Here is a 13071-nt window from a genome sequence, read left to right on the forward strand (position 1 = left end):
GAAATCATAGGTAATTTTTTATTGTAATCAGACGATGTTTAATGCGTGAGAAGATCAGCGGCTATGTCTGATTTTTTGGAATTATCTAAATTAAAAAACTGGAGGGTCTTATGGGTAGTTCAAAACCAAATTTTAATGAGTTAGTAAAGAAAATGGGTTTTGATGATACAAAGGAAAGTGTCGTTGAAACAGAAAAGAGTGAGGTTGTGAAACAGCCGCCGCTGATGCAGCCACATCAAACAGAAAAAGGTACTCTTATTGCTGAAGATGTTGTAATTACCGGGGATATCAAAGCAAGGCAGAATATTGAATTTTGTGGTGAAATTAAGGGTAACATTGAAACAGCTGGTATTTTACAGCTTAATGGAAAAGCAGAAGGAAATATAAAAGCAGATAATCTTATTCTGCAAAATGCCATTGTACATGGCAATGTCACATCAAATAATCAAATTAGTATCGATAGGGATACGGAAGTTGTGGGAGATTTAACGGCTCGTTCAATTATAATTGGCGGGAATCTTAAAGGAAATGTATTTGCTGAGGAATCAGTGCTGATACAGGAGCAGGCTGTGATTAAGGGCGATATCTCAACGGGTTTGATTGATATTAGGCAGGGAGCGCAGTTGAGCGGTAAAGTTGAAACAGGAGTTGATGTTAAGAATAAGAAAAAAGCAGAATGAGTTAAGGAATATGATTTTGATATAGAAAATCATTCACAAATGATATACAGTTAGGGGGTATAAGCGTGTTTGAAAGGCTATTAAATGCAATTGTAATATTTGGGAAAGAGCATAAACGATTAAGAACCTATTCTGTTATTGTACTATTTATAGTTTTCTATGGTCATGTTGCCATTAGCGGACTTGTTGATTTGATTGGAAAAGGGCTTCATACTTTATGGTTATTTATGAAGAATTTTTTGCTGCCGCCGAAATTAAGTTTTGATATCTTATTGAATCATACTAAAAGTATGGTTCGTGTATCCGCAGCAGCATTAAGTTTATGTTTAGTGGTGAATTTGATGCCAACATCAGTGTTTGCCGAGGAGGAAATACTGGATACCGATAATAAAATAACCGAAACGGAATGCATAGATGGTATTTGTGAGGATGATTTGAAATGTACTGATTGCACGCCTGATGATAGCAACCAGGAAAATGATCTTGATGATTCGCAAACGAATCAATGTTTATGTGATCCGGTGATTGAGAATGAGGGTGTTCATACAAACCCAGATTGCCCTTATTATACTGAACCAGAACTGTCGGATTATGAGAGAGTTGTAGAACTTTTTAAGAATCTGCCGGTAAGTATTGAGAACCATAATTCTGATGAAGAAATAAAGGCAGTATTAAAACAAATAAATGAAGCAATGAATGCGTTGGATATGTTAAGTGATGAAGATTATCAGCGATTCACAGAAGAACATAACGATTTACTTGTAGCTCTTATGGAGCTAAATCAAGCAATAACGAATACGCATCCGTTTACAGTTGATAATTCAAGCGTTATTACTACCCTTGATGCACTGAAAACTGCGATTAATGTCGCAGAAGGGACAAAAGAGAGCCCGACTGAAATTAATATTGATTCGGCAGGGATAACAGTTACTGATACAATCACTATCAATGGCAAGCATGTAAAGCTTACAGGCGGAACGTTAACCAGAGGAACAGGCTTTACTAAAAATATGATTGAAGTTACTAATGGTGGTTCTCTAACATTAGCTAACATTACTTTAGATGGTAAAAGTATTTCTAGTAATGGTACATTAGTTAGGGCTACAGGTTCAGCTAATCAAATTACAGCAATTATATTGCAAGAGGGAGCTGTGCTGCAAAACAATATTACAACTGGTGCAGGCGGTGCAGTAAACTTATATGCTGGATATAAAAGTAACGAGAACATTGAATTTACGATGAACGGCGGAACTATTAAAAATAATACTGCTCAATATGGAGGAGCCATTGCTGATAATACGAATGCTCCAATTACGATTACAATCAATGCAGGCAAGATTACAGGCAATGCTGCTAATGGAGACTCTTCCAAGGCTTGGGGAGGCGCAATTTATAGTGGTTCAACATTAATAATCAATGGCGGTGAAATCACTGATAATAGTACAACTGGCCGCGGCGGCGGTGTGTTTAAAACAGGCGGATTAGATACTACATTCACAATGACTGGTGGTATAATTAAAAATAATACTGCCAGAGATATGAGTGTAACAGGTGGTAGTGGCGCTAATGTTTATGTGAATCAATGTATTTTTACATTAGGAGGTAAAGCTGATATACCTGATGGTTTGTATTTGAAATTAGGCAGTGATTCAAAATTTTATATTTCTTCAGCATTGAAAAATGCGATTGAGATTGAGGGTATTTATGATAACCCTGGAGTAGGAACTTTAGTTGCAGCAGGGGCAAATGATTATGAAATTACAGCTGATGATATAGCAAAGCTTAGCTATCGAAATAAAGCATTTAGTTTTGAACTTGATGATGTAAACAATCAAATTATGCTTAGAAATATGGGTTATACTGTAAATTATTATCTTGTTGGTGTTAAAGGAGATGCTACATTACCAACATTTTTAGAAAAAGGAAAAGATTTATCAATCAAACTTGTGCCAACAGACGGTTATAAAGTTGGAGTGGATGAAGTTAAAATGGAAGTAAAAGTAAATAATACAGTTATTCAACCTTTCCAATTATGGAATTATGAGGATGGCTGTGTTATCAGCATTAAGAGTTCTGCTATCAAAGGTGATATAGATATTACAGTAGAAGCCGTGGAAAAATCTAGTAATGCACAACTTTCAAAACTTACTTATTGGTATGCTAGTGACCCAGGTGATGTACTTATTCCGGAATTTAGCAAGGATGCAAAAAATCCAGTTTACAATGTTATGTTACCATATAGTGTTACAGATACGCAGACAATATATGTCGATAAGAAGATAAGTGACAAAAATGCTGAATTCGATGGTTCAGATGTGTTTTGTCTAAAAGACGGAAAATACACTTGGCAAGCGACGGTTACTGCGGAGGATGGTAAGACCAAAAACACATATACTATTAATTTTACTCGATTGCCTGAATTCTTAAACACAGTTTATATTGATGGTGAAAAAGGAAATGATGCAAATTTTGGTGATACTGCTGATAGGGCAGTGAAGACTTTTGAACAAGCTAAAAAATTAGTAGCAGATGAAGGCATTATTTATGTAACAGGTACTATTACTGTTAATGATAAACAAGCTTGGTCATTGGTAGATAAAAGTGCAATGATTAAAAGAGACAGCAGCTTCAAAACTGGTGAATTAATTAATGTTAATTATCTAGGTTACTTAATACTTGATCATATTATTATTGATGGTAATTCAGCTGTTATATCAGAGAGTCCTATCATAAATGTTGTTGGTGGTAAATTATCGATTAATAGTGGTACAAGTCTCAAAAATAATAATAACACAAAAGGATATGGTGGTGCAGTTGTTGTTAATAATGCGAAGGTAATGGCTGGTGATGCATTTTTTATATACATTGGTGAAGTAATGCTAGCAGAAGGGGGTGTAATCTATAATAATCAAGCTAAAAATGGTGGCGCAGGAATATATGTACAAGGAAAGTTCACTATGACAGGTGGCAGTATTACTGGTAATTCAAGTGCTAATGGTAACGGCGGAGGCATCCTGATTTCTAGTGATGAACTTTGTACTGTCAAGGGTGGAACCATTATTGATAATAGTGCTGAATATGGTGGTGGAATCCACATAACTACTGGTAAACTTGCATTAACTGGCGGTCAACTTAACAAAAATCAGTCTAAAAACGGTGGTAATGGTATTTATTTTATGGGAAGTACAAATCTTGAAATTGGAGATTCTGTTAAGATTTATGATAATATATCATTTGAATCAAGTACATATGTGACAGTTAACAGTAAATTGACAGGTGGTGTAAAGATCCCTATTCAGCTTAGTGTTGATAAGGATAGTAAAGGAAAATCTATTGTAAAGGTATCAGAAAGTTATAATGATAAATTGGATACGGATGATTTTGCGATTACCTTTGATAAAAAAGGATTCGAAGCTAAACTGAGTGATACGGGTAAGAGTATAGATATTGTCTTATCGAAATTGATTCCATACTTCTAGTATTAACATTTAAAAAGCCAGCCTTTTAACAGACTGACTCTTTAGTGTGAAATTCACTATCACATAAATTTATGATTGTTATTTAACATAAGGACTCCAATAAATTCCATCTTCATTAATCCAACAGCCATCTATCCATTGATTTTTCAGCATCCTACCTTGCTGATCCAAATAATACCAACGGCCATTAGAAGCAGCATACCATTGACTTCTTACTAAGCTGTAATTATCAAAAAGATACCATTCATTTTGATAAAGCGTCCAATATTTATTCTTAGCTGTATAATCATTATTGAAATAATAAATATTGCCCTCAATATCTGTCCATGATTTAACTAATTTACCATCACTATCAGCTAAATACACTTTATATTTCGAATCATATTGCTTTAAGAATGTACCTACCGGCAATATTTTTTCTACTTCCCCGTTTTGATTTAAAATTATCCATTCATATTTAGCAATAGTTTTATCAGCTTTTACGAAATATACGTCATCAGCCTTTACTGGTATAGTTAAAAACTCATCGGCTGCCAGCTTATCAATTAACTTATCTTTTTCATCAAGTAAGACGAAGCCTTGGTCTGCTGGTTTACCTTTAATGTAGCAATAACTTTCATCTTTTCGTTCAACGATACCTGTATGTGAATTCGATGAACTTGAACCACTGCTAACTGAATTCCATTGAGCGGTCACTTTTACTGCATGGTCTGGCATAATAAAGGTAGTTGTACTTTCTTTATCGTTCTTAAAGCTAAGCTCTGCATCATTGCTTACCCATTTATCAAAGGTATATCCAGAGCGTTTACCGGCATCAATAGTAACCGTATCACCTTGTCTGTATTTGTCAGCACCAGTATCTGCAGCATAGCTATTTTCAACAGTGACTGCATATCTTTCATTACCGGAAACTTTTAATGTATGAGTAACAAAAATCTCAGGATGATCGACTAATTCGACTTTCATAACGATTTCTTCCGCTGTTTCATCTGCTGCGATAGTTAATGAGAAAAATTGTGATAAATCAGAATCTGCTTTAATTATTGTCTTTTCACTTTCATTTCCAGTGATTGAATATTTATAAACTTTTTTTTCTATACCTTGATCATTACCGTAAAAGTTCACATGACTATCATTATAGCTTTCTTTCTTATAAACAGTATCATTTTTAATCAATGAATCAAGCGTTAATTCCAGATATGGTTTCGATAAGACTGAATGTATTATTGAAGCATTAAAAGCTAAACACCATGAATATTCAGTGCTTAAATGACTTACATAAAGTAATCCATTATGAGTTCAAAACTAAGAAACAGGTACCCTATTGACATATACTCAATGGGTACCTGTTTATCAATTGTATTGTTTAGGGTAACGAAATAATAGATTAAAACAAATTTTTATACACATCATTAATAATGGAAATCAGATTTTCATAAGTAGGAACCTTTGTAATTCGATCCAGCATGTCTTTATTGGATATCAAAAACGATAAATAATACCATAGCTGATAAGCTCTGACATTGTTTTTATCAATAGAAACCAACATTACTAAATTAATACTCGTATCGCCTTCCCAGATTATTTCTTCTTTAGGAATGCCGACAGCAATAAAGGTGCAGTCCGTGATTAAACGCTCAGGATGTGGAATTGCAAGTTTATTGCCAAAGCAGGAAGAAGCGATTTTTTCATGAAGCATTACAGAATCGTAAAGTTCATCTGACAGCTTGAATTTCTTTTTTGCTTTCTTAAATAAAATATCTATCATTTCATACTTATCTTTTACATTACCATAATAAAACAAATCTTCATCAAATTTATCTAAAATATCCTTCACACTGGTAAAGCCATTCAATGCCATTTCAATCTTTTGATAATCAGTATCAGTTAAAAAGTAATTCACCAGCATTGCTTTTGGATAAGCTTCTGCAATCTTGCTTTCCGTAGTAAGAATAGCATTGTAATCATCAAATATTTCAGGTTTAACCATTGAAGCGGAAACAGTTTTTATCTCGTTAATGTTATTAAACCATTGCTTGATTTTCTGTTGAATTAATATCGTTTCACTTTTTTGCTGGGAACAGATAAGCAGGATGTCCTTTCGATTCGCTACGGGTGTAGTCTGATTCAAACTTACTGAAAAATGCAGTGCTAAATATGATATTTCATCGTCAGATAGGCGCTCTTTATATTCAGGCAGAATTGAATAGGTAAAGGTTGACGCTATATCAAACGCAAAGGGGAATTTCTGCTTGATGGTATAAGTCATAATGTTTTTAAGCAGCATCCCAGTTTTTAAACGTGATAATAATGGGAGAATATGAAGCCCCAAAGAAATTCTTAAATTAAGATCATTGGTTAAATCGAGATTGTAATTCTTATTAATCTGCTGAAGTCCATGGTAGATTTTTTTGTTGATTTCATCGGATATGTATTCCTGCTGATCATATTCTCTTTTACCTTGGAGATTTAAGGCTAATAAGATGACCTCACTCTCAGTATATGGGAGTGAATATTTATTGCAGCAGCTTTGTATGATTTTATTGGATATTTCAAGTACATGATGAAAAACATCATCATCCTTTAAATTGATGGACTGCTGTTCAAGGTAATTACCGCTGCGCATACGTTCAATAGCGGTAGCTATGTGAATGATCAGATTCTGCAGTGCTATATCAGAAATTTTATAATGTGAATCTACAAGAATCTGCGTTACGATGTTTTTTACCTCATTGATAATTGGCTCATCCTTTTCATTCTGAATAAAATTATGCGCGAAACATAAATTTTCTTTAATGATGCATTGTCTTTTATTGATTTCGCTGCCTTCAATTTTTAAACCGTAATAAGGTTTGCTGACCAGCGATAAATTATATTTTTTTAAGACTTCCTTAAGCAGAGCCAAATCAACAGATATCCGTGAACGGCTGATATACATTGCGTCTGCAAGGTCCTGACTTTTAATAAAATCATGGGATGTAATCAGTGTAGACAGCAGATAGTCTACCCGTGATGCCTGTACATCAAAAAAATAATTACTATTATAATCAAGCGTGAGATGGTCGGCAAAGCTGGCGCATAATGCTTGATTTTTTATCAGCAGGACATGACCTTTTGAGCTGATTGATCTTAGTTCAGCACCGGCTTTTTCAACTTCATCGCGGATGACTTGAATATCGTTTTGAATTGTCCGAATGCTGATTTTATATTTATCGGCAAGTATTTTTGATTTAATAATTTCATCATGATGAGCATAATAGTCCATGAAAATTTCGATTTGTCTTTTTGTCAGCATGCGCTCACCTCCACAGTCCTTTATTATTTATATAATACCATAAGCTGAAATAATTAATTTCTTCTGATTTGCGTAATGATTCGCGAAAATATGAAGAAACACGTTATAAAAAATTAATGTTATAGTGAAAGCGTGATAAGAAAGGCATGAAAATTATGGATAATTATGAAGCAATATTTAGATTCAATTCAGCCTGAAAATGAAGCGTTGGTTGAAGTGATTTTAACAGCCGGAGAAATTTTGATTAAGGCAAATGCTGAGGCATACCGTATCGAAGACAGTTTAAAGCGAATGTTTTCTGCTTATAAGTGTCAAGCTGACATCATTGCTCAATCGACAAGCTTAATCGCAACGATCCGCTTCCCTGATCAGCAAACTATCACGGTGATACGGCGTGTTAATGAACATCAGACAAATCTCAATCATGTTCATACAATCAACAGCATATCACGGAATCTTACTGATGGGAAATATACTTTATCTCAGGCTGCCAATGCGATGGATGAATTGCTTAAATCATCGAATACAAGCCGTAATAAAAGGCTGTATAAGCTTGGCTTCTTGATGCTTGGGTGCAGTTTTTCTCTCGTCTTTAAGGGCGGCTTTAATGAATTTATTGCATCATTTCTGAATGGATGCATTTATGTATTGCTTTTGGTATTAAATGATGCAGCAGGATTGTCTGAGCTTATGTTTGATTTGTTGGCATCATTGGTTCTATCGTTATCGGTAATTGCTTTAACTGCCTTATTCACTTATTTTAGAATGTCTTTCGATGGTTCCATTGTCTTAATTTCATCAATTATGCCAATGGTGCCTGGCATTGCGCTGACTAATGCGCTGCGTGATTTATTAAATGGTGATTTTGTATCAGGATCTAACCGTTTATTGGAGGCATTGGTTATTGCGGGTACGATTGCGGTAGGTATTGGATTTGGAATGGGAATCGGCGGCGATGGTTTATGGTTTTAGAAGTCTTTGGAGCTTTTATGACAAGCGTAGCTTATTCATTGGTAATGCAGGTTCCTTCCGATAAAATCATACCGGCGTCTGTCAACGGAGCATTTGCGTGGTTTATCTTTTTATTGCTTAATAATATGTGCGGGCTGGCTTTCAGTACATATATTGCAGGCATCTGTATGTCAATGGGTACTCAATTGCTTTCAAGAAAATATAAGACACCTATTACCGTGATACTGATACCAAGTTTTATACCTTTTGTACCGGGCGCTGACATATATAAATGTATGTTTTATTTGATGAAAGGTCAGTCATCGCTTTCTGTTTATCATTTAGGATTGACCATTACGGTAGCTGGTATGATTGGCTTAGGCGCATTGAGCGTAGAAGCGCTGCTGCGATTAATTAAAAAAGCGGCATTATAAAAAACAAGATAAGGATGAGGTACTTTTATGGAAGAAAAAATTATCTTACTGACACATGGGGACTGGGGAAAAGCGCTTAAGTCCAGTGTGGAAATGATTCTCGGAAAAGCAGATTTTGTATCTGCGGTAGCGTTAACCCCTGAAATGCTGCTGGCGGAATTTAGGCAGGCAGTAGAGGCGGCGATTCTGGCAGAGGTAAAAAAAGCTCAGGAAAAACATGTTTTGCTGCATATAACATTAATGACCGATGTTTTTGGCGGTACACCGACTAATGTTGCGGCAGTGATTGCGAAAGAACGGGAAGATTGTGCAATCAGTGTAATCACCGGTCTTAATTGTCCGCTGCTGATAGAGGCTTGTACACAAATTTCGTTTGGCGGTAAGTTGGATATAAAGAAGGTACTTGCCAGCTGCCAGTCATCAATTTTTGATGTTATGGAGAAGATTACAGGGAAATAAAAATCATTATATTGAAGCTATTTATTATTTATTATTTGTTACTTAAAAGGAGGGTGTAACATGAACAATATTGTATTGTGCCGTATTGACAGCCGTTTGATTCACGGACAGGTCATGACAAAGTGGGTTCAGCAATCACAGGCGAATAAGATTGTTATTATCAGTGATGCTGTTGCCAAGGATTTATTTTTATTGGAGATTTATAAAATGTCAGCGCCTCCGGGCATCGTGATTGAATGCTATGGCATTGAAGATGCCGTTGAAAAATGGCAGAATCATGAATTTGAGACAGGTAAAATCTTATTGCTGCTTCCGGATATTAAAACGCTGAGTGAGTTAGCGGCTAAAGGTGTGTTGGTAAATAAGGTTCAGATTGGCGGCTTAGGCGGCGGTCCGAGCCGAAAGGTCGTTTATCAAAACATTACCCTTGATGATGCTGACGCAAATGCTTTACAGGCATTAAGCAGTCAGGGTGTGGATATTATTTTTCAGACAATTCCAGAGGATAATCCTTTAAAATTTGAAGATGCATTAAATCGGTTTAAACGCTGATCATTCGACGGGATGATCTTAAGGCATTCGTATGCGAAAGCTTAGCTTATGAATATTGCTTTTAGAGAAAGGAGATCAGAAACTTAAATAGTTTCGTAAATCAAATGGGAAATACTTTAATTATTGCCATATGTATGGGGTTGTATTATTGGATTTGCAGATTGCGTTTTGGTTATACTTTTTCAAGCATGCTGCTTCAGCCAGTAGTAATTGGTATCTTTGTAGGGGTGCTTTCAGGAAAAATGGTTGAGGCTATGCAGATCGGCGCGGCTTTACAGCTTGTTTATCTTGGTGTGACATCAACACCGGGCGGTAATGTGCCTAATGATCCGGCTTTAGCTGGCTGTATTGCTATTCCGATCGGTGTACTTTCCGGTATGAGTCCAGAAGTAGCGATTACACTCGCAGTTCCTTTTGGGGTTATTGGTGTATTTGTTGATCAGATTCGCCGTACAACGAATACCTTATGGGTACATAAAGCAGATCAATATGCTGAAGAAGGAAATTCACGCGGTATTTTTACATGTGCTTATATTTTACCTACGATTGTTGGCTTCATCATCCGTTTTCCAATCGTATTTGTTATTGATTTCTATGGTGTAGAGTTTGCTAAACAGGTATTGACTATGATTCCTGATTGGCTGCTGCATTCCTTTGAGGTTATGGGCGGTATCTTACCGGCTTTAGGCTTTGCAATTACGTTAACTGTTATTGGTAAGAAGCAGCTAATTCCATTCTTTATTATCGGTTTCTTTATGGTTAAATATTTCAGTCTTGATGTTATGGCAGTCGCTATCTTTGCAGTAGCTACGGCATCACTCTTATATTTATTCTTATTCAGGAAGGAGGAAATATCATAATGGAAGAGTCTAAAATGAATGAAGTAAGATTAACTAAAAAAGATGTTAATCGGTGTATGAATCGATTATATATCGGTGCTGAGATGTCCAATTCTTATGAACGTCTTCAGGCATTAGTATTTTGTGCTTCCATGATTCCTGCTTTAAAGAAGCTTTATCCTGAAAAGGAAGAGTATGTTCAGGCATTAAAGCGGCATCTGGTTTTCTATAACACAGATTCTATTCCTGGTGGTATAATATTAGGTATCACATTAGGTATGGAAGAAGAAAAGGCAAATGGCGGCAGTATTACTGACGATGCCATCACAAGTATTAAAACAGGTTTGATGGGGCCGGTAGCGGCTGTCGGTGATACGTTGATTTGGGCTGCATACATGCCGATTCTAATTGCTTTATTCCTGCCCTTTGCGAAAAATGGCAATCCGATTGGCGGTATCCTGCCGCTGCTGATTTATCCAATCAGTACATATTATCTGATGAAATATATGACGCAGAAAGGATATCAGCTGGGCCGTGAATCCGTATTGAAAATTTTGAAGAACGGGTCAATGCAGGCGGTAATTTTCTTTGCCAATGTAGTTGGTTTAATGATGATGGGGGCTTTGACAGCGGGTAATGTTTCTATTTCAACGCCGTTAAGTCTATCTGCCAGTGGTTCTGAGTTTGCTTTACAGGCATTTTTAGACAGTGTAGTTCCCGGTATTCTGCCATTAGCCGCAGTTTTCGCAATTTATATTTATATGGCTAAGAAGGGACAAAATTTTAACCGCATTTTATTGGTTATCTTAATTGTTTCAGTTGTAGGATCATTATTAGGTATTTTATAAACTGCTGATGCAGGAAGGAGGAAGTATAATGAAGTTTTTATGGAAAGGTAAGCTTGTTGAACAGCAAGAGATGAATATTGATTTCAATGACCGCGGTTATCAATTCGGCGACGGTATTTATGAGTTTGTGAGAGTGTATAACGGAAAGCTGTTCGCTTTGGAAGAGCATCTGGATCGTTTTGAAAATTCTGCCCGTCTGCTGGATATGAATTTGAATTACACACGTGATGAAATCCGTCAATTCTTCTATGACTTGGTAGAAGCAAATGATTTAGACAGCGGCAATGTATACATGCAGTTTACTCGCGGTGATGGTAAACCAAGAAACCATAATTATCCTGATTTTAAAGATCAGCAATCGGTTGTATCCGGCTGTGTGTCTCATTATTACCGCGGTACGGATAAGATTGAAAATGGTGTGTCAGCAATCTTGTATCCTGATAAACGCTGGCTTCTTTGCAATGCGAAGTCCTTGAATCTGCTTCCTAACTGTATGGCAATTGCTGAAGCAAAAAAACACGGTGCTGATAAAGCGATTCTGTATCGCGATGGTTATATCACTGAAGAACGTGCGGGTAATGTTCTTATCGTTAAAAATGGTGAAGTTTTCACCACACTTGATGGACCTGAGATTCTGCCGGGTATTACTAAATTGCTTGTGCTGCAGATCTGCCGTAAAAAATGTATTCCTTATGAAGAACGCAAATTTACAATCAATGAATTACTGGATGCTGATGAGGTAATTGTTACCGATTCAAAAACAGAAGTTTGTCCAATTATAAAAATCAATGATAAGGTTATTGGTAATGGTCAGCGCGGGCCAGTTACTAAGCTGCTTGATGATGAATATAAGAATTTAATTATTGAGCAGTGCGGCAAAGTAATGTAGCAGGAGGCAGTCATATGAACTTTAATGAGGTACTGGATCAACGCCGATTGCTGCCGTTGTATACAGTCAAAGATTTAGAAGAATGCTTAGCGGTAGGCAAATGCCTCGTTGAAGGTAATCTGCCAATTATTGAAGTTGCTTTTCGTTCTGATTATGCGGCTGAAGGGATCAAGGCTTTATCGTCAATTGATGGTTTGCTGGTTGGCGCCGGCACTGTAAAAACAACAGCACAGGCACAGCAGGCGATTGAAAGCGGCGCGGCGTTTCTTGTTACCCCTGGCCTATCCGCAGAAGTCGTGGAATATGCCAAAGAGCAGAATGTACCTATTGTGGCCGGTGCTGTGACACCTTCTGAAATTATGCAGGCTAATCAGTTAGGTTTAACATGTTTGAAGTTCTTTCCAGCAGATGTATATGGCGGTATCTCAGCATTAAAGGCACTGCATGGCCCTTTCTTTGAATCGACTTTTGTACCGACCGGCGGTGTTACGCTTGAAAATTATAAAGAGTATCTTGCCTTGAATTATGTCAAAGCTGTTGGCGGCAGCTTTATACTACCCAAGGAGCTGCTGAAAGCAAAGGATTGGCAAGGCTTAAGCTCATTTATTAAAGGTTTATAACAATATTAAGCAGGAATTGTTTGAT

Annotated in this window: 12 protein-coding genes; 10 read left to right on the plus strand and 2 right to left on the minus strand. The window is 36.5% G+C overall.

Going from position 1 to position 13071, the window contains the following annotated elements:
• The first annotated feature begins 110 nt into the window (after nt 1-110).
• Together DWZ33_RS08695 and DWZ33_RS08700 are read left to right on the plus strand one after the other, a co-directional pair.
• Nucleotides 111-680, plus strand: coding sequence for a bactofilin family protein (locus tag DWZ33_RS08695; protein WP_118454540.1), 570 nt, complete (start codon nt 111-113; stop codon nt 678-680).
• Nucleotides 681-745: 65 nt separating this feature from the next.
• The gene (locus DWZ33_RS08700) at nt 746-4159 is read left to right on the plus strand and encodes a right-handed parallel beta-helix repeat-containing protein (RefSeq protein ID WP_118454541.1); all 3414 of its coding nucleotides are present in this window, start codon (nt 746-748) and stop codon (nt 4157-4159) included.
• A gap of 78 nt (nt 4160-4237) precedes the next feature.
• Here the strand turns inward: DWZ33_RS08700 and DWZ33_RS08705 are convergent, their stop codons facing one another.
• Nucleotides 4238-5335, minus strand: a complete 1098-nt coding sequence (locus DWZ33_RS08705) for an InlB B-repeat-containing protein (RefSeq protein ID WP_118454542.1) — start codon at nt 5333-5335, stop codon at nt 4238-4240.
• Between the two features lie 211 nt (nt 5336-5546).
• Nucleotides 5547-7454: a BglG family transcription antiterminator gene (locus DWZ33_RS08710; RefSeq protein WP_118454543.1), complete on the minus strand. Its 1908-nt coding sequence runs from the start codon at nt 7452-7454 to the stop codon at nt 5547-5549.
• Nucleotides 7455-7619: 165 nt separating this feature from the next.
• Here DWZ33_RS08710 and DWZ33_RS08715 point away from each other — a divergent pair, with 165 nt between their 5' ends.
• The 8 genes from DWZ33_RS08715 (at nt 7620) to DWZ33_RS08750 (ending at nt 13046) form a co-directional block, all read left to right on the plus strand.
• Nucleotides 7620-8426, plus strand: coding sequence for a threonine/serine exporter family protein (locus DWZ33_RS08715; RefSeq protein WP_118454544.1), 807 nt, complete (start codon nt 7620-7622; stop codon nt 8424-8426).
• Nucleotides 8417-8839, plus strand: coding sequence for a threonine/serine exporter family protein (locus tag DWZ33_RS08720; protein ID WP_118454545.1), 423 nt, complete (start codon nt 8417-8419; stop codon nt 8837-8839). Before DWZ33_RS08715 ends, DWZ33_RS08720 begins: the two co-directional genes overlap by 10 nt.
• A gap of 27 nt (nt 8840-8866) precedes the next feature.
• Nucleotides 8867-9298, plus strand: a complete 432-nt coding sequence (locus DWZ33_RS08725; protein ID WP_118454546.1) for a PTS sugar transporter subunit IIA — start codon at nt 8867-8869, stop codon at nt 9296-9298.
• A gap of 60 nt (nt 9299-9358) precedes the next feature.
• Nucleotides 9359-9850: a PTS sugar transporter subunit IIB gene (locus tag DWZ33_RS08730; RefSeq protein WP_118454547.1), complete on the plus strand. Its 492-nt coding sequence runs from the start codon at nt 9359-9361 to the stop codon at nt 9848-9850.
• A 104-nt stretch (nt 9851-9954) separates the two neighbouring features.
• Nucleotides 9955-10710 (plus strand): PTS mannose/fructose/sorbose/N-acetylgalactosamine transporter subunit IIC, encoded by a 756-nt coding sequence (locus DWZ33_RS08735; RefSeq protein ID WP_022938043.1) that lies wholly within the window; start codon nt 9955-9957, stop codon nt 10708-10710.
• Nucleotides 10710-11537: a PTS system mannose/fructose/sorbose family transporter subunit IID gene (locus DWZ33_RS08740; protein WP_118454548.1), complete on the plus strand. Its 828-nt coding sequence runs from the start codon at nt 10710-10712 to the stop codon at nt 11535-11537. Before DWZ33_RS08735 ends, DWZ33_RS08740 begins: the two co-directional genes overlap by 1 nt.
• Nucleotides 11538-11565: 28 nt before the next feature.
• Nucleotides 11566-12426, plus strand: coding sequence for a D-amino-acid transaminase (gene dat / locus DWZ33_RS08745; protein ID WP_118454549.1), 861 nt, complete (start codon nt 11566-11568; stop codon nt 12424-12426).
• A gap of 14 nt (nt 12427-12440) precedes the next feature.
• Nucleotides 12441-13046: a bifunctional 4-hydroxy-2-oxoglutarate aldolase/2-dehydro-3-deoxy-phosphogluconate aldolase gene (locus DWZ33_RS08750; protein WP_022938040.1), complete on the plus strand. Its 606-nt coding sequence runs from the start codon at nt 12441-12443 to the stop codon at nt 13044-13046.
• Nucleotides 13047-13071 lie beyond the last annotated feature (25 nt).

Source organism: Dielma fastidiosa, assembly GCF_003475485.1.
GTDB lineage: Bacteria > Bacillota_I > Bacilli_A > Erysipelotrichales > Erysipelotrichaceae > Dielma > Dielma fastidiosa.